Origin of the sequence: Arthrobacter mangrovi (assembly GCF_026011795.1) — a bacterium.
GTDB lineage: Bacteria > Actinomycetota > Actinomycetes > Actinomycetales > Micrococcaceae > Crystallibacter > Crystallibacter mangrovi.
In genome coordinates, this window is record NZ_BRVS01000003.1 from 21,372 (window position 1) to 38,930 (window position 17,559).

A 17,559-nucleotide genomic window follows, 5' to 3' on the forward strand; every position below is an offset into this window, starting at 1 on the left:
GTCCCGCTAGCTGAGGCCGCCGGTCAGCTTGCCGTAGGCGCGGAAGTAGCGCAGGCCCAGTTCGCGCGCACCGGCGGCGTCGTAGTGGATGATGTCGCCGGCCGTCGCGGCTCCCTGCGGCCCCTCGACGAAGGCCGCCAGCGGCCGTTCCGAGGCGATCGAGCGGTGCACGCGGTCGATGCCGCGCGCCGACGGGCTGCCCGCGACCCACTCCGGCACCATCCCGCCGGCCAGGAACGGCACCGGTCCGAACTCCGCCCGGAACAGGTCGACTAGCTGCAGCAGCTTCCGCCGGTACCACCGCTCGTCCGCCCCGGCCATGGCGTCCGCCTCGCCCTGGTGCCAGAGGATCGCCGCGAGCCGGTGGGCCGGGTTCAGCGCCAGCGCGCGGGCGCAGGCGTCGGCGGCGCGGCGGGCGAGGTTGACCGCCGCGGCCTTGTTATCCGGGTCCCAGCTGTAGTCCGCGTTGCCCGTGAAGCCGGTCCCGCCGCGGGCGGCCGGCACGAGCAGGACTTTGCGGTCCGCCTCCTGGTGGAGCCAGAGCTGGCGGCCGAACTCCATCCCCGGCCCGACGGCAGGCGATCCGCCGAACAGGTACTGGGTGACGTGGAAGAGCGAGTCCTCGGCCGGGAGCACCTTGCCCGCGTGCGGCCCCGAGCCGGCGAACTGTTCGACGCCGTCGAACCCGATGTCGAGCGCGGGATCGTATGGCAGCCCGGCACCCTGCATGTTGGACTGGCCGACCAGGAGCACGACGTCGGCGCCTGCCTTGCGCGGATCGGCGCGGCCGTTGTCCGGGGCGGGGAGGCCGGCGGCCCGGCTGTCCGAGGCGGCCGGCCGGAGGAGTTCCGCGAGGGCGCGGTGGGTGGCCGAGGACGGGTCGGCGACCAGCCGGGCGATGTCTTCGTCCGACGGGGCTGCGGCCAGCCCGCCGCCCGGGATCCCCGGGGCGCCCGTGGCGGCGTGGGTCGCGGCCGCGCCTGCCGTCCCGGCGCCCAGGCCGACGGCGATGATGGGAACGGCGCGCCGCAGCAGCGTGCGGCGGCTGGGACTCTGCCCGCCCTCTGCGGCCGGCTCGGACTTCTCTGGTTCCACGAAGCGCCCCTCCCGCGCAGCGACGGCCGGCGCTAGGGCTGCCGGCCGGAGACGGGAATCAGTCTAGCGGCGAATCCAGCTCCTGCTCGACCGCCTCCAGGATCGTCCCGGCCGAGACAAGTGCACGGACGGCTTCGATCTCCGGGGCCAGGTAGCGGTCCGGACCCGGCCCCTCGACGACCTTGCGGATCCGGCGCCGGGCCGCGGTGATGGCGGTCGCACTGCGGGAGGTGTCGACGCCGCCGTCGCGCATGTCCAGGGCCCGGGCCGAGGTCAGCAGCTCGACCGCCAGCACGCGGGTGAGCCCGTCCACCGCCCGACGCAGCTTCAGCCCGGCGGCCCAGCCCATGGAGACGTGGTCCTCCTGCATCGCCGAGGACGGGATGGAATCGGCCGAGGCGGGGTTGGCCAGCCGCTTGAGCTCGGAGACGATGCCGGCCTGGGTGTACTGCGCGATCATGTGGCCGGAGTCCACGCCGGGGTCGCCGGCCAGGAAGGCGTTCAGCCCGTGGCTGCGCGCGGCATCCAGGAAGCGGTCGGTGCGGCGTTCGCTCATGGAAGCCAGGTCCGCCACCGCGATGGCCAGGAAGTCCAGCACGTAGCCGACCGGGGCGCCGTGGAAGTTGCCGTTCGACTCCACGCGGCCGTCCACGGTGACCACGGGGTTGTCGATCGCCGAGGCCAGTTCGTAGCCGGCGACGGACTCGGCGTGCGCCAGGGTGGAGCGGGCGGCGCCGTGTACCTGCGGGGCGCAGCGCAGGGAGTAAGCATCCTGGACCCTGGTGAAGCGGTGCCCCTCGCCGCCGGCTTCCTTCTGCCGCGCGATCAGGTCCGAGCCGGCCAGGATCCGGCGCATGTTCGACGCCGCGCTGATCTGCCCCGGGTGCGGGCGCAGCGCGTGCAGGTCCTCGGCCAGCACGTCGTCGGTGCCGAGCAGGCCCTCGATGCTCATCGCCGCTGCGAGGTCCGCGGTCTTCAGCAGCCGGTGCAGGTCGTCCGCCGCCATGAGCAGCATGCCGAGCATGCCGTCCGTGCCGTTGATCAGCGCGAGGCCTTCTTTTTCCCGCAGTTCCACCGGCTCAAGTCCAGCGGCCGCCAGCGCCTCCGCGGCCGGCACCAGACCGCCGTCGTGCATGCGCACCTGGCCTTCACCCATCAGGGCGAGGGCGCAGTGGGCCAGCGGCGCGAGGTCACCGGAACAGCCCAGCGAACCATATTCGCCGATCACGGGCGTGATCCCGGCGTTGAGGATGCCGGCATAGGCCTGCGCGACGGCGGGACGCACCCCGGTGCGGCCGGTCGCCATGGTGGCCAGCCGGTTGAGCATCAGCCCGCGGACCACTTCCCGGTCCACCTCGGCGCCGGAGCTGGCGGCGTGGCTGCGGATCAGGCTGCGCTGGAGCTGGGTCCGCTGCTCGATGGGGATCTGCCGCGTGGCGAGCGCACCGAAGCCTGTGGAGACCCCGTAGTGCGGCTTGTCGTCCGTGACCAGGGCCTCGATCACGGCGCGCGAGGCCGCCATCGCCGCCAGCGAAGCGTCGCTGAGCTCGACCCGGGCCCCGTGGCGGGCGACGGAGACCACGTCGGCGGGGGAGAGCGGACCGGTGGAGATTGTGACGGCGGCCGGAGCCGGGAGGGTGGCGGGGGCCGGAGGGGTAGCGGGCGTGGTCATGGTGCCTTTCGGATGCTGCGGGCAGGGGAAGGGGTGCGCGTCCCGGGTCGGGTAATTAGTCGGCGATCAGGGCCTGGTAGTCGGGCTCCTTTTCGAGGACGCCGTACGTCCGGGCGGCGGTGCCCAGCTTCTCGAGGGCGTCCATGTTGACGTCCTTGTGCCACTTGGACATCTCCACCTCGCCGGCCAGCTCGGGTGTGATCTTCGCGTAGTCCTGGATGACGGTGCGGACCTCGTCGTCATTGGCGGCGGCGAACTCGAAGGACTTGGCCAGCGCCCGCCGGAAGCGGTCCACGAGTTCCGGATTCTCCTGCAGGGTCTGGCGCGAGGCGAAGTAGAAGGCGGAATCGAAGTTGTCCGCCAGGTCGGTCATCGGGCTGGCGACGATCGTGCCGCCGGCGTCCAGGATCTGCGTGCGGAACGGCTCGGTGGTCCAGGCGGCGTCCACGTCGCCGCGCTCAAGGGCGGCAGGCATGTTCGGGTAGGGCATCTCGACGAAGTCGACGCTCTGCGGATCGGCGCCGGCCTTCTCCATCGAGTTGCGGATGGTGACATCGGCGAAGTTGTTGAGGGCATTGACGGCCACGGTCTTTCCGGCCAGGTCCGCGGCGTCCTTGATGCCGCTGTCCGGCATGGCGGCGACCTCCGTGACGTCGGCCCCGGCTTCGTTCGTGGAACTGGAGCCGTTGGAGACGACGGACACCGGAAGCCCCTTGTCCTGGGCGACCAGCAGCGAGACGGCGTTCGAGTAGCCGAACTGGTACTCGCCGGTCATGACCGCCGGCACGATGGCGGCCCCGCCCTGCGCCAGCTGGACCTCGAGGTCGATCCCTTCCTCCTCGAAGTAGCCCTCCTGGATGCCCAGGTAGACGGGGGCGACGTCGGTGATGGGGATGAGCCCGACGCTGACCTGTTCCAGGTTCCCGGCGCCTTCGCCGCCCTCCGCGGGAGCCGAATCGCCGGAGGACGGACTGCCTCCGCCGCAGCCCGCCAATACCAGGGCGGCTGCGGCTGCTGCGGCGGCCGCCGTGGTCCTGGCGGCTCGGCGGCGGAGGGACTTGGAGGCCGGGGGCTGTGTCAACATGTGTTCTCCCGATGTGCCGTAGGGCGGTAGGGGTATTTCGTTCTGTAAAACGTCGAACTGCTAACTGAAAGGTACAGAGGGAGCGGTCCCGCGTCAATGCTTTTCGACCTGAAGTATTGCCGGACAATGAAATGGGTGTTTTACTGAGTGCAACGAAATCCACGAGAATCCGGAGCGTGACCATGGCCGCCGCCAACGGGCCCGATGCCACCACCCGCGCAGCAGACCGCGCCCTCGGCCTGCTGCGCGTGGTCTGCGAGCGCGACGGCGTCAAGCTCGCCGATGCTGCCAAGGAAGTCGATCTGTCGGCCAGCACGGCGCTGCGGCTGCTGCGCACCCTCGAGGCCAGCGGGTTCGTGGCGAAGCGAGGGGACGGGCTCTACCGGCCGGGTTTCCGGATGGTGCAGCTGGGCGTGCAGGCCCTGAGCCACGAGTCGCTGGTGGCGACGAGCCGGGCCTCGCTGCGGGCCCTGGTGGAGCGGACCGGCGAATCGGCCTATCTGAGCGTTGCCACCGGACCCGCCCACGGCCTGTACCTGGCCATCGAAGAGGGCACGCACACGGTCCGGCACGTCAACTGGGTGGGCCGCACCTTCCCGCTGGACGGCAGCGCCGCCGGCCAGGCCCTGGCGGGCGGCGTGGAGCCGGGGTCGTTCGCCATCGTGGCCAACGGGGTGGAGCCGGACATCACCGCGGTGGCCGCGCCGGTCCTGGCCGGATCCAAAGTCGTGGCAGCCCTGAGCATCGTCGCACCCAGCTACCGGACCACCGAGGAGGCAGCCCGGTCGCTCGGCGAACTCGTCGCCGCGGAAGCCGGCCGCCTCTTCGCCAACCCCACGGTGGTCGATCCGGCCGCCGCCACCGCACCGTTCGCCTCCTGACAGCCCCGACGGACAGAAAGAGTTCGACACCATGACGTTCACCCGGCACGATTCCTCCCGCTCCATCCGCGCGCCCCGCGGCACGGCCCTGACCGCCAAGAGCTGGCAGACCGAGGCGCCGTTGCGGATGCTGATGAACAACCTCGATCCCGAGGTCGCCGAGCGGCCGGAGGACCTGGTCGTGTACGGCGGCACCGGCCGTGCCGCGCGCAGCTGGGAAGCCTACGACGCGATCATCCGCACCCTCGAAACCCTGGAGAAGGACGAGACCCTGCTGGTCCAGTCCGGCAAGCCGGTCGGCGTGCTGCGCACCCACGAGTGGGCCCCGCGGGTGCTGATCGCCAACTCGAACCTGGTGGGGGACTGGGCCAACTGGCCGGAGTTCCGCCGGCTCGAGGCCGAGGGCCTGATGATGTACGGCCAGATGACCGCCGGCTCCTGGATTTACATCGGTACCCAGGGCATCCTGCAGGGCACCTTCGAAACCTTCGCCGCCGTGGCAGCGAAGAAGTTCGGCTCGACGCTCGCCGGCACGCTGACCCTGACCGGCGGCTGCGGCGGCATGGGCGGGGCGCAGCCGCTCGCCGTGACGCTCAACGGCGGAGCCTGCCTAATCGTCGACGTCGACGAGTCGCGGCTGCGCCGCCGGGCCGGCAAGCGCTACCTGGACGAGGTGGAGACGGACCTTGACGCCGCCGTCGCAAAGGTTTTGAAGGCCAAGGAGGAGAAGCGTCCGCTCTCCGTGGGCTACGTGGGCAACGCCGCCGGGGTCTTCCCCGAGCTGCTGCGCCGGCACCGGGCGGGCGAGCTGACCGTCGACATCGTGACGGACCAGACGTCCGCCCACGACCCGCTGAGCTACCTGCCCGAAGACATCGCGTTCGAGGACTGGCGCGCCGAGGCCGAGGCGGACCCGGCCGGCTTCACCAAGAAGGCGCAGGCGTCGATGGCCCGGCACGTGCAGGCGATGGTGGAGTTCCAGGACGCCGGCGCCGAGGTGTTCGACTACGGCAACTCGATCCGCGATGAGGCCCGCAAGGGCGGCTACGAACGGGCCTTCGAGTTCCCCGGCTTCGTGCCGGCCTACATCCGCCCGCTGTTCTGCGAGGGCCTGGGCCCGTTCCGCTGGGTGGCGCTCTCCGGCGACCCCGAGGACATCCGGGTCACGGACCAGGCGATCAAGGAGCTCTTCCCGGACAACGAGCACCTGCACCGCTGGATCGACGCCGCCGCCGAACACGTCGAGTTCGAGGGCCTGCCCGCACGCATCTGCTGGCTCGGCTACGGCGAGCGGCACAAGGCGGGCCTGCTCTTCAACCGGCTTGTGGCCGAAGGCAAGGTCTCGGCGCCGATCGTGATCGGTCGGGACCATCTGGATTCCGGGTCGGTCGCCAGTCCGTACCGGGAAACAGAGGCCATGGCGGACGGCTCGGACGCGATCGCGGACTGGCCGCTGCTCAACGCGCTGGTCAACACGTCTTCCGGCGCCACCTGGGTCTCCATCCACCACGGCGGCGGCGTGGGCATCGGCCGCTCCATCCACGCCGGGCAGGTCTCCGTGGCCGACGGCACCGAGCTCGCCGCGCAGAAGCTGGAGCGCCTGCTCACCAACGACCCCGGCATGGGCGTCATCCGCCACGTCGACGCCGGCTACGAGCGCGCCGCGGAGGTTGCCGCCGAGCGCGGGGTGCGCATCCCGATGGGTGAGTAGGGTAGTGCCCATGGACACCGTGACATCGTTGCTGGACTCCATTGCCGACGTCGGACGCGACCCTGTGCGCGGGGGCTATACCCGGCCGGTCTACTCCGCGGCCGAACTGGACCTGCGCGCGTGGTTCAGCGAGCAGGCCGGACGCCGCGGGCTGGCGGTCGACACCGACCGTAACGGCATCCTCTGGGCCTGGTGGGGCGAACCCCAGCGGGGCGCCCTGGTCACCGGCAGCCACCTGGATTCGGTCCCGGGCGGCGGGGCCTTCGACGGGCCGCTGGGCGTCGCCTCGGCGCTGGTGGCCGTGGACGTGCTCAAGGCACGCGGCGTGGAGCCGAACCGGTCGCTGGCCGTGGCGGTCTTTCCCGAGGAGGAGGGCTCCAGGTTCGGCGTCGCCTGCCTCGGCTCACGGCTGCTCACCGGCGCCATCGACGCGGACAGGGCGAGGAACCTGAGCGACGACGACGGCAATACCCTGGCCGACGTGGCCCGCCGCAACGGGCTGGATCCCCGGCTGCTGGGCCGGGACGAGGAGGCGCTCGGGCGGATCGGGGACTTCATCGAACTGCACGTCGAGCAGGGCCGCGGCCTCGGAGAGGACGGGCCCGCCGTCGCCGTCGGAAGTTCCATCCTTGGCCACGGCCGCTGGAAGCTGAGCGTGCACGGCCAGGGCAACCACGCCGGCACCACCCTGATGGAGGACCGGCAGGATCCCATGGTCGCCGCGGCGCAGATCGTGCTGGCCGTGCGGCAGGTCGCCGCCGGCCGCCGGGACGCGCGGGCCACGGTGGGGCGGCTCCAGCCGGTGCCGGGCGGGACCAACGTCATCGCCTCCCGCGTGGACCTCTGGCTGGACGTCCGGCATCCCGACGACGAGGTGACGGCCGGCCTGGTGGAGGCCATCCACGGCAAGGCGCAGAAAATCGCCGCTTTCGAGGGCTGCACGGCGACGCTCACCGAGGAGTCCTTCAGCGGGACGGTGCAGTTCGACGCGGCACTGCAGCGGCAGGTCGGCAACGCCCTGCCCGGCGCCCCCGTGCTGGCCACCGGGGCGGGACACGATGCCGGCGTGCTGGCGGGCTTTGCGCCGTCGGCCATGGTCTTTGTCCGCAACCCGACCGGCATCTCGCATTCCCCCGAGGAACACGTGGAGGACGCGGACGCCGATGCCGGCGCCGAGGCGCTCGCGGACGTGCTGGAGGCCCTGCTGTGAGCGGCGTCTGGTGCGAGGCCGGCTGGATCCGCGGGCGCGGTGTGCTCCAGGGGGTCCGGCTGGAAGTCGACGAGGGCGGGATCGTGACCCGGATGAGGACCGGCGCGCAGCCGGAGCCGGCCGACGTCCGGCTGTCCGGAGTGGTGTTCCCGGCGGCGGCGAATGCGCACTCGCACGCCTTCCATCGGGTGCTGCGCGGCCGCACCCACGACATGGGCGTGGGCAGCTTCTGGAGCTGGCGCGAGCAGATGTACAAGGCCGCCGGCGCGCTGACGCCCGAGGTCTACGAGCAGCTGGCCACGGCGGTCTTCGCCGAGATGGTCGTCGCCGGCTTCACCAGCGTGGCGGAATTCCACTACGTCCACCACCGGCCGGACGGCACGCCCTACGGCCCGGACTCCGGCGGCGAACATGCCATGGAGCTCGCGCTGGCCCGTGCGGCGGTGAACGCGCGGATCCGGCTGACGCTCCTCGACACCTGCTACCTGGCCGGCGGCATCGGCCAGCCGCTGGCGCCCGAGCAGGCCAGGTTCGGGGACGCCGATGCGCAGGCATGGCTGACCCGGCTGCAGTCGCTGCGCGAGACGGTGGCGCGGAAGTTCGGGCCGGACCAGGTCACCGTCGGCGCGGCCCTGCACTCCGTCCGCGGGGTGCCGTCCGAGGCGCTGCCGGACATCGCCGAACAGCTTCCGGCGGACCTGCCGCTGCACATCCACCTGTCCGAGCAGCCCGCCGAGAACCAGGCGTGCCAGCAGGCCACCGGCATGACGCCGACGGCCCTGCTGCACCGGCACGGACTGCTCACCGACCGGCTCAGCGCCGTGCACGCTACGCACCTGACCGAGGCGGACATCGCGCTGCTCGGCCGCGCCCACGCCACCATCGTGATGTGCCCGACGACCGAGGCGGACCTGGCGGACGGGATCGGCCCCGCCGCGAAGCTGCGCGACGCGGGCGCCCGGATCGCCCTCGGCACGGACCAGCACGCCGTCGTCGACCCCTGGCTGGAGATGCGCGCGCTGGAACACGGCGAACGGCTGCGCTCGGGCCAGCGCGGCTGGTTCCGGCCCGAGGACCTCCACCAGTCGGCCACGGACAGCGGCGCCTTGTCACTCGGACGGAAATCCGCGGGCTTCCGGCCGGGCAGCTACGCCGACCTGATGGCGGTGGACCCTGCCAGCGTGCGCACCGTCGGCTCCCGGCCCGACCAGCTGGCCCTCACCGCCACCGCGCAGGACGTCACCGCCGTCGTCGTGAGCGGGCGCCTGGCCGCGCGCCACGGCATACACGCCACGCTGGGCGACCCCGCACGCCTCCTCGCCGCGGCGATCGAGCGGGTGGACGCCGCGGGCGCACGCGCCGTCGGCCGCCACGGCGAGCCTTCGGTCTCCGCGGCGGACGGCGTTTCGGCATGACCGGGCCTTCGACGCTGATCACCAACATCGGGGAGCTTGCCACCGTGGATCCCGCCCGGGGCACGGAGGGCGTGCTGCGCGATGCCGCCGTCGTGATGGAGGGGGAGCGGATCAGCTGGCTCGGCCCCGCCGCGGGCGCCCCGGACGCGGACGCGCGGTTCGACGCCGAGGGCCGCGCCGTGCTGCCTGGCTGGGTGGACTCGCACACGCACTTGGTCTTTGCCGGGGACCGGACGGCCGAATTCGAGGCGCGGATGGCGGGGCAGGACTACGCCGCCGGCGGGATCGCGGTGACGGTCGCCGCCACCCGCGGCGCCAGCGACTACGACCTGACCCGGCTGCTGCTCGGCCGCGCCGCGGAGGCCGTCGCCGGTGGCACCACTTACCTGGAGACCAAGACGGGCTACGGGCTCTCCATCGAGCAGGAGGCCCGCAGCGCCCGGATCGCCTCCACCGTGGCGGACCAGGTGACCTACCTGGGCGCCCATCTGGTGCCTGCCGGCATGGACGCGGACGAGTACACGGACCTGGTCTGCGGCGGCATGCTGGCGGCGGTGCGGCCCTACGTGCAGTGGGCGGACGTCTTCTGCGAGCGCGGCGCGTTCACCGAGGCGCAGTCGCGCCGGGTGCTCGCGGCCTGCCGGGACGCCGGGCTGGGCCTGCGGGTGCACGGCAACCAGTTGGGCGAGGGGCCCGGGGTCCGGCTGGCGGTGGAGTTCGGCGCTGCCAGCGTCGACCACGTCAATTACCTTAACGACGACGACGTGGACGCGCTCGCGGGCACGTGGTCCGGCTGGGACACACGCGGCGGGACGGGGCAGCGCGGCACCGTCGCCACGTGCCTGCCGGCCTGCGACCTGTCGACCCGCCAGCCGCTGGCCCCGGGCCGGCGCCTGCTCGATGCCGGCGTCGAAGTCGCGCTGGCCTCCAACTGCAATCCCGGCACCTCGTACACCAGCTCGATGAACTACTGCGTGGCCACGGCCGTGCTGCAGATGGGGTTGAGCGTGCAGGAGGCCGTCCGTGCGGCAACCTACGGCGGCGCACTCGCGCTGGGCCGGCACGTTGGCCCGGACGAGGACGGGCTGCGGGCGGTGGGATCGATCGCCGTCGGACACCGCGCCGACCTCCACCTGCTCAACGCCCCGTCCGCGACCCACCTGGCCTACCGGCCGGGCATGCCGATGACCGCGGCCGTGTGGCGGGCGGGCGAACGGGCTGTCTGAGGCCCCGTCCGGCCCGGCGGCTACGGCGTCCAGCCCGGGTCGCGGCCTGCCAGGCCCAGGGTACGGTCCAGCAGCCGCGCATCCTCCGGCACCTCGATCACCGGCCCGAAGAGGCCCTCCCGGGCGGCGGGATCCTCCGCCGACTGCAAGGCGAAACCGTGGACGGCCTTCAGGCTGGCCGGATCGCAGCTGAACGGCTGGTCCGTGCCGCGGGAGAGGTCCCACCCGTGGAGGACCAGCTCGTCCAGGGCGACCAGCCCCATCACATTGGCGGGCAAGGTGACGCCGCCGGCCCGCGCCATGCCCTCCCACGACGCGGGATCGGCCCATGCCGCCGCCAGCTCATCCAGCCGGAGCGGCAGCAGCCGGCGCCAATCCGGATCCAGCCGCTCGGCGGAGCCCCACATGTCCGTTGGTGTGCCCTGCAGCCGGTCATCGTAGCCGGCGTCCAGGGAAGCCTTCGTCGCCGCATCGCGGAAGGCGACGGTGAGACCCATGAAATGGTCCAGCAGGTCCCCGACGGTCTTTCCTTCGCACGGCGTCGCAGCGTGCAGCTGCCGGTCCTGGATGCCGACGGCCAACATGGCAACTTCGCGCGCTGCCGGAACTAGGTCGATCATGCCGGTCCTCCCTGGACGCTCGCGTGCCGTTGCTCCAGTGTGGACGCGGGCCACGCAGGCCGCAAGGGGCCCAACACCCGGCCGGCGCCCGGAATGAGCGCTGTCCAGGTGCCCGGACGGATCGCCGCACGTGCCTCAACGCACGGCCTGCGCCGCGTGCACGCCCCATGGCCGCCGGCTTGGCAAGATAGACCCATGCAGAGCGAGACCGTGACGACCGAGGCGATGCCCCGCACCCGCAAGTACTACAGGTACGAGGTCCTGATCGTGCTCGGCCTATCGCTGGGCCAGTCCGCCGTCTACTCCATCGTGAACCTGGCCGACAAAATGACCCGCGGCCCGCTGGCCTCGCAGACCACGTCCCTGAACCCGGTGCTCAACGAGCGCGAGTTCTTCGACCTGCTCTACCAGTTGCTCGGCATCTTCTTCGCCCTCATGCCGGTGGCGCTCGTGGTGCTCCTGATGACCTCGCCCGGCAAGACCGCCTTCCGGAAGATCGGCTTCACGTTCTCCCGGCCGGGCATCGACTTCGGCCTCGGCTTCGGACTGGCCGCCCTGATCGGCGCCGGCACTTTAGGCGTCTACGCTGCCGGACGGGCCCTGGGAATAACGACGGCGGTGGTCCCGGCCGCCCTCGACCAGTACTGGTGGACGGTTCCCGTGCTCGTCCTCTCCGCCCTCCGCCACGCTGTCCTGGAGGAAGTCGTCATGGTCGGCTACCTGTTCGACCGGCTGGCCAGGCTCGGCTGGGGGACCTGGACCGTCATCCTCACCAGCGCCGCGATCCGCGGCAGCTACCACCTCTACCAGGGGATCGGGCCCGGCGTCGGCAACTTCCTGATGGGCCTCATCTTCGGATACGCCTACACCCGCACCCGGCGCGTCATGCCGCTCGTCGTCGCCCACGCCCTCCTCGACATCGCAGGCTTCGTCGGCTACGCCCTCCTCGGCCCCGCCATCGGCATCGGCACCTGACCACCCCTCCTCGCCCACCCCGACCCTGCCCACCGACCCCGCACCCGCCCACCGACCCTGCCCACCGACCCCGCACCCGCCTACCCCGCACTCGCGCACCCGACTCGCCCCGCCCAACCCGCTCCGTTTTGGCTGCATGGCTCCAGCTCGAGCGGGAGCCACGCAGCCAAAACGGAGCAACAGCCCAAATCGGAGCAGCGGGAGGCCGCGGACGAAGACGTCGCTACATGTTGGTCCAGTAATTGCTCCAGCGATCCTGCCGTAGGCCTGCTCGGTGAAGGATGGACACCAAACAGGCCGGCTCGGTGGAATCCGACTGCCAGATGTCATCCCACATCCAGCGGGAAACCTGGATCCCGGTTGCTCTGATGCGGTCCTCGCGCCTTTTCTCCCGGACAACCGCGCCTGCCGGGGCGTTGCCCTTCAGGTATGCGTCCCGGGAGTATTTGACCGCTCCATCGAACTCGCCCGCCAGGTTTTGCAGCGGCCAATAGAAGTCCAGGATTCCGACTCTGCTGCCTTGCGGATCGTCGACCGGCTGGCGGATAACCGGGATGCCCCAAATCGCGGCGGCGGATTGTCGGATCAGGGCCCGGTCCCTCCTGCTGGTCCCGATGACAGCGTCGATGCGGATCCGCTGTTGCTCCCACCGCGGCAGCTGTTCAAAGGGCGCCGCCTCGGCATACACGCCGCGGCGCAGCCTGATGAGCTCTCCGCTTCCAACTCTTGCCGCCAAAGCATGCCGGTCCTGGCCCGCAATCTCGATGTCCCGCGTGTAGATGAGCCGCATGTTCACAGACTGCCGCCAGGCAACATCGTCCGGGCATGGTCATGAACGCGTTGTGGATCCCATGGCATCTCGACGCAGCTGTGTAGGCCGGAAAGCAAAAGCTCCGCTTTGGTCGCCTCGCTCCAACTCGAAGCGGAGCAAGGCAACCAAAACGGAGCCTCCTGCATAGAGGGGCGCGGGGCGCCGGGTATGAGGGCGCGGGGGGCCGGTAGTCAGATCCCCGACGACGCCGTTGCTAGAGTTCGACGATGCCGTTGGGCGTCTCGAACCGCACGGACATGATGCCCGGCGTGCCGTTCGGCGCCGTCCACGCGACCTTGACATCGTCCAGGAGCGCGTCGACCGGGGTGCCCAGCCAGTCCGCCACGCGGGCCGACGAGCCGGCGATCGTCAGGCCGATCAGCTTGGCGGTCGCCTCGTAGGCCTTGGAGGGGTGCAGGTCCTCGGTGCCTTCGTCCCAACGCAGCATGTACGGCACCTGCGGGTCCGCGATCAGGCCCTTGATGCCGATCTGCTGCCAGGTCAGCTCACGGCCGTCCGGGAACTTGCGGTTGCCCGGGACGGCATTGCGGCCCAGCCGCTCCTCGAAGGGCGCCAGGTCGTCAACTTCGACGCACCAGCCCATCCAGCCGCCGCCGGCCTCGGACCGGGCGCGCACCGCCTGTCCGAAGGGTGCCTTGTCCGACGCCGGGTGCGCCAGGACCTCGACGACCTCGAGATAGTGGTGGTCCGTCAGGGGGAAAATCATGTTCCGGGTACCGAAGCGGGGGTGCACCCCGCCCTTGACTGCCTCGATGCCCAGGGCCGAGGCAATACGCTCGGTGGTGGCAGCCAGGCCATCGGGTTCACATGCATAGGAAACGTGGTCGAAACGCATAACTCATCTTGACATTTTGTGATGTGCCTCTCGACTTAGGGTGACCTAAGGGACATTCACACACCGTCACATACTTGCCGATCCGAAGGCCTTCGCCGAACCTTGATACAGGTCATGAGCGCCAGCATCGAGCCCCGGCTTGCTGGCCGGCAACCCTCCAACCGCGGTGGGGTGCCCCGGGTGAAGACCTGGTTTCCGCCATCAGGCGTGAAGCAAGCGCGGGTCGCAACCTGCAGCCACGCCACCGGCGGGCGCAGTGCTGACCCCTTCATATCAGCGAGGGAGTTGCAGTTATGTCCAACAACTGGTCATTCGAAACCCGTCAGATCCACGCCGGCCAGGAGCCGGATGCGGCAACCGGAGCCCGGGCGCTGCCGATCTACCAGACCACGTCGTTCGTCTTCCCCAGCACCGACAGCGCGGCCGACCGCTTCGCGCTGCAGGAGCTGGCGCCTATCTACACCCGGATCGGCAATCCCACGCAGGAAGCCGTCGAAACCCGCATCGCCAGCCTCGAAGGCGGCGTTGGCGCGCTCCTGCTCTCCTCCGGCCAGGCCGCGTCCACGTTCTCCATCCTGAACCTGGCCGAGGCCGGGGACCACATCGTCGCGAGCCCGAGCCTCTACGGCGGCACCTACAACCTGCTCCAGAACACCCTGCGGAAGTTCGGCGTGCAGGTGACCTTCGTAGCTGACCCGGACGATCTGGACCAGTGGCGCGCGGCCGTGCAGCCGAACACCAAGGCCTTCTTCGGCGAGGTCGTCTCGAACCCGCGCCAGGATGTCCTGGACATCGAGGGCGTCAGCGCCGTCGCCCACGAGGCCGGCGTGCCGCTGATCGTCGACAACACCCTGGCCACCCCGTACCTGATCCGCCCGATCGAATGGGGCGCGGACATCGTGGTGCACTCCGCCACCAAGTACCTGGGCGGCCACGGCAGCGCCATCGCCGGCGTCGTCGTGGACTCGGGCAACTTCGACTTCGCCACGGATCCGGACAGGTTCCCGGGCTTCAACACCCCGGACGAGAGCTACAACGGCCTGGTCTTCGCCCGCGACCTCGGCGTCGGCGGCGCGCTTGGCGCAAACCTGGCCTACATCCTCAAGGCCCGCGTCCAGCTGCTGCGCGACCTGGGCTCCTCCGTGGCGCCGTTCAACGCCTTCCTCATCGCCCAGGGCCTCGAGACCCTGAGCCTGCGCGTGGAGCGGCACGTTTCCAACGCGCAGCAGGTGGCGCACTGGCTGGAAAAGAACGACGCCGTCGAGTCCGTTGCGTACGCGGGGCTGCCTTCCAGCCCGTGGTATGAGCGCGGCCGCAAGTACGGCCCGAAGGGAACCGGGGCCATCATTGCCTTCGAGATCGCCGGCGGGCTCGAAGCCGGCAAGCGCTTCGTCGACGGACTGGAACTCCACTCGCATGTGGCCAACGTCGGCGACGTACGCTCGCTGGTGATCCACCCGGCGTCTACCACGCACGCGCAGCTGTCGCCCGAGGCCCAGGTCGCCGCCGGCGTCACTCCGGGCCTCGTCCGGCTCGCCGTCGGCATTGAACACATCGACGATATCATCGCGGACCTGGAAGCCGGTTTCCGCGCGGCCAAGGGCGCAGCCTAGGCGCTTTGAGATGAAGGAACCACAGGCATCACTTTGACAACATTGCAACCACAGGAAGTGCTGAACACGGCAGCGGACGGCATCTTGCGCCACGCATCCATCGGAGCCCTGGAATTCGAGACCGGCGGCTACCTGCCGGAGGTTGTCCTCGGCTATGAGACCTGGGGCACCCTGAACGAGGATGCCTCCAACGCCGTGCTCATCCAGCATGCCCTGACCGGCAGCACGCATGTTGCCCGTGGAGATTCCGACGAGCCGGGCTGGTGGGATCCGCTGGTGGGCCCAGGGGCCACCATCGATACGGACAAATACTTCGTGGTGGCCGCCAACATGGTTGGCGGCTGCTACGGGTCCACCGGCCCGGCCTCGCCGGCTCCCGACGGGCGTCCCTGGGGCTCCCGCTTTCCGATGGTCACCATCCGTGATTCGGTCCATGCCGAGGCCCGGCTCGCGGACCTGCTCGGCATCCGCCGCTGGCACGCCGTCCTCGGCGGCTCCATGGGCGGGGCGCGGGCGCTTGAATGGGCCGCGACTTATCCCGAGCGCACGGCCCGCTGCGCCGTGATTGCCTGCGGCGCCGCCAGCACGGCCGAGCAGATCGCCTTCGCCCAGGCACAGGTCCTGGCCATCCGGCTCGACCCGAACTTCAACGGCGGCGACTACTACGAGGGCCAGGCCCCGGTGGACGGCCTCGGCATTGCCCGCCGGATCGCGCACATCAACTACCGCTCCGAGCCGGAGTTCGAGTACCGCTTCGGCCGCAACGCCCAGGGCACGGAGCAGCCCTTCGGCAGCGTCACCGCCGCCGGCCGCGGCCGCTATGCTGTGGAAAGCTACCTGGACCACCAGGCCACCAAGCTGGCCGGCCGCTTCGACGCGAACAGCTACATCCACATGACGGAGGCCCTGATGAGCCATGACGTGGCCCGCGGACGCGGTTCGGTCGCCGAGGCGCTGGCCGGAGTGGATTCCGAGTTCCTGGTCGCCGCAGTCGACTCGGACCGGCTGTACTTCCCGGAGCAGTCGCGGCAGCTCGCCGCGGCCCTGCCCAACCCCGTGAAGGTCCACATGATCCAGGTGCCGACCGGCCATGATGGCTTCCTGACGGACATCCACCAGCTGCACGACGAACTCAGCGCCAGCTTCTTCCCGCGCGGCTAGGTTCGCGCCACCGCCGGCCGAGCCGGCATCGGAGGCCGCTATCTCGCGGGGGCGCGCACGGAGATGTTCGCGCTCAGCGGCCGGGCGAGGAACGTCCGGTAGCGTTCCAGCGCACTGTGCAGCGCCTGCTCTTCGCCATCCTCCAGCGTCCGGTGCAGCAGGAGATTGACGACGGCGGCGCCCGGCTTGAGCGCGTGCTGCCAGTTCCCGATCATCCGCCCGTCCAAAAGCACAACGTGGCTGGGCACCTTCGCGTTGGCCGGGGCCGGAGCAGCGCCGCCGAGATAGTTACGGGTCGGGGTGTAGCCCATGACGTATTCGTCGTAGCACTGGATCAGGTCGACCCGGGGACTGCGCGGACCCCGCGCGGGTGGTCCGCCGCCGTCGAACCAGAGGAATTCGTGGCCGTCGACCGCGGCAGACTCAACAGCGGCGGCACCGTCAGTGCAGCTGGCCGCAACCGCGAGTCCGCGCCGGACGTCCGACTGCGTCAGGCCGGACCACAGCGCGCAGTCCTTGACAATGGCCGGGCCGTGGCCGGAAAAGTAGCGGCGGACCAGCATCGCGAGCGCCGCGTCCCGGTCGAAGCCGCAGGGCAGCCGGGGCACACGCTCGTCGAAGGCGGCATAGGTCTGCCGCACCGTGCCGCCGGAGGCCGGCCGTGGCACGCCGCTGACCAGCACCTCGTCCAGCTCCGCGTGGTAGACCAGATGGGCCAGCCGCTGGTTGCGCAGCGGGGAGCCCATGAGTTTCTCTCCGGTGTCCGGCAGGAGTCCGGCCCGTTCCAAGGCGCCGGCGAGGTCCTCCCGGGTACCGTGCCGGCCGCCCGCGACGACGGCGCCAACCACCTCGTTGCTGCGGCGCACCGTTTCGGCGTCGATCCCCAGCTGGCCGTCCCGCGACTTGTTGACGGCCCGCAGCCGCGGGGCGGAAAGCATCATCAGCCAGCGCAGGTCCCCTCGGTGCACGAAGTGCCAGGTCGGTCGAAGTACATGAGTGCGCAGGATGGTTCCGTCCTCGATGGCCGAGTCGACGGCCCCCGCGTCGTCCTTCCCCGGACCGGCGCACCGCTGGGCCAGGGACCAGCGCGCGTATGCGTACTCCTGGGCCTGGACAGCCAGCAGGGCCTTCACCGCGGCGGGTGCGTCCGCGGCTCCGGGGCCCCAGAGCCGCTGGGCCAGCAGCCGCCGGCGCGGAATCGCAGCGGAGGTCAGCGGCCCCGGCATCCG

General features: G+C 70.9%; 15 protein-coding genes and 1 riboswitch. Of the genes, 8 read left to right on the top strand and 7 right to left on the bottom strand.

Annotated features, from left to right (window positions below; translation table 11 throughout):
• Positions 1-6 precede the first annotated feature (6 nt).
• Genes AHIS1636_RS03380 through AHIS1636_RS03390 form a run of 3 tightly spaced genes read right to left on the bottom strand, consistent with a single transcriptional unit; the run spans position 7 to position 3,851 of the window.
• Positions 7-1,095 carry a sialate O-acetylesterase gene (locus AHIS1636_RS03380; RefSeq protein WP_264794406.1) on the bottom strand — a complete coding sequence of 363 codons (1,089 nt, stop codon included), beginning with the start codon at positions 1,093-1,095 and terminating at the stop codon, positions 7-9.
• Between the two features lie 58 nt (positions 1,096-1,153).
• Positions 1,154-2,767 (bottom strand): histidine ammonia-lyase, encoded by a 1,614-nt coding sequence (gene hutH, locus AHIS1636_RS03385; RefSeq protein WP_264794407.1) that lies wholly within the window; start codon positions 2,765-2,767, stop codon positions 1,154-1,156.
• A gap of 55 nt (positions 2,768-2,822) precedes the next feature.
• Positions 2,823-3,851 (bottom strand): ABC transporter substrate-binding protein, encoded by a 1,029-nt coding sequence (locus AHIS1636_RS03390; protein ID WP_264794408.1) that lies wholly within the window; start codon positions 3,849-3,851, stop codon positions 2,823-2,825.
• Positions 3,852-4,033: 182 nt separating this feature from the next.
• Between AHIS1636_RS03390 and AHIS1636_RS03395 the strand changes: the two genes are divergently transcribed.
• Genes AHIS1636_RS03395 through AHIS1636_RS03415 form a run of 5 tightly spaced genes read left to right on the top strand, consistent with a single transcriptional unit; the run spans position 4,034 to position 10,294 of the window.
• The gene (locus tag AHIS1636_RS03395) at positions 4,034-4,732 is read left to right on the top strand and encodes an IclR family transcriptional regulator (protein WP_264794537.1); all 699 of its coding nucleotides are present in this window, start codon (positions 4,034-4,036) and stop codon (positions 4,730-4,732) included.
• A gap of 31 nt (positions 4,733-4,763) precedes the next feature.
• A complete protein-coding gene (hutU, locus tag AHIS1636_RS03400) occupies positions 4,764-6,443 on the top strand; it encodes a urocanate hydratase (RefSeq protein ID WP_264794409.1) in 1,680 nt (559 codons plus the stop codon).
• A gap of 10 nt (positions 6,444-6,453) precedes the next feature.
• Positions 6,454-7,653: an allantoate amidohydrolase gene (locus AHIS1636_RS03405; protein WP_264794410.1), complete on the top strand. Its 1,200-nt coding sequence runs from the start codon at positions 6,454-6,456 to the stop codon at positions 7,651-7,653.
• Complete coding sequence (locus AHIS1636_RS03410) at positions 7,650-9,068, top strand: formimidoylglutamate deiminase (protein ID WP_264794411.1); 1,419 nt, start codon at positions 7,650-7,652, stop codon at positions 9,066-9,068. Before AHIS1636_RS03405 ends, AHIS1636_RS03410 begins: the two co-directional genes overlap by 4 nt.
• Positions 9,065-10,294, top strand: a complete 1,230-nt coding sequence (locus AHIS1636_RS03415) for an amidohydrolase family protein (RefSeq protein ID WP_264794412.1) — start codon at positions 9,065-9,067, stop codon at positions 10,292-10,294. Before AHIS1636_RS03410 ends, AHIS1636_RS03415 begins: the two co-directional genes overlap by 4 nt.
• Positions 10,295-10,314: 20 nt before the next feature.
• Here the strand turns inward: AHIS1636_RS03415 and AHIS1636_RS03420 are convergent, their stop codons facing one another.
• Positions 10,315-10,914: a TIGR03086 family metal-binding protein gene (locus AHIS1636_RS03420; RefSeq protein ID WP_264794413.1), complete on the bottom strand. Its 600-nt coding sequence runs from the start codon at positions 10,912-10,914 to the stop codon at positions 10,315-10,317.
• A gap of 195 nt (positions 10,915-11,109) precedes the next feature.
• On the opposite strand from AHIS1636_RS03420, the gene AHIS1636_RS03425 reads away from it, so the two are divergent.
• Entirely contained in the window at positions 11,110-11,889 is a 780-nt protein-coding gene (locus tag AHIS1636_RS03425) for a CPBP family intramembrane glutamic endopeptidase (RefSeq protein WP_264794414.1), read from the top strand.
• A 223-nt stretch (positions 11,890-12,112) separates the two neighbouring features.
• Here AHIS1636_RS03425 and AHIS1636_RS03430 read toward each other — a convergent pair whose 3' ends face one another.
• The gene (locus AHIS1636_RS03430; RefSeq protein ID WP_264794415.1) at positions 12,113-12,679 is read right to left on the bottom strand and encodes a type IV toxin-antitoxin system AbiEi family antitoxin domain-containing protein; all 567 of its coding nucleotides are present in this window, start codon (positions 12,677-12,679) and stop codon (positions 12,113-12,115) included.
• Positions 12,680-12,914: 235 nt separating this feature from the next.
• On the bottom strand, positions 12,915-13,556 hold the full coding sequence (locus tag AHIS1636_RS03435) for a VOC family protein (protein ID WP_264794416.1): 642 nt from the start codon (positions 13,554-13,556) through the stop codon (positions 12,915-12,917).
• Positions 13,557-13,666: 110 nt separating this feature from the next.
• Positions 13,667-13,781: riboswitch (SAM riboswitch) on the top strand.
• A 68-nt stretch (positions 13,782-13,849) separates the two neighbouring features.
• Between AHIS1636_RS03435 and AHIS1636_RS03440 the strand changes: the two genes are divergently transcribed.
• Both AHIS1636_RS03440 and metX read left to right on the top strand, forming a co-directional pair.
• Complete coding sequence (locus AHIS1636_RS03440) at positions 13,850-15,169, top strand: bifunctional o-acetylhomoserine/o-acetylserine sulfhydrylase (RefSeq protein WP_264794417.1); 1,320 nt, start codon at positions 13,850-13,852, stop codon at positions 15,167-15,169.
• Between the two features lie 33 nt (positions 15,170-15,202).
• Entirely contained in the window at positions 15,203-16,330 is a 1,128-nt protein-coding gene (metX, locus tag AHIS1636_RS03445) for a homoserine O-acetyltransferase MetX (protein WP_373875777.1), read from the top strand.
• A 38-nt stretch (positions 16,331-16,368) separates the two neighbouring features.
• Here metX and AHIS1636_RS03450 read toward each other — a convergent pair whose 3' ends face one another.
• The gene (locus tag AHIS1636_RS03450; RefSeq protein ID WP_264794419.1) at positions 16,369-17,556 is read right to left on the bottom strand and encodes a winged helix DNA-binding domain-containing protein; all 1,188 of its coding nucleotides are present in this window, start codon (positions 17,554-17,556) and stop codon (positions 16,369-16,371) included.
• Between the last annotated feature and the right edge of the window lie 3 nt (positions 17,557-17,559).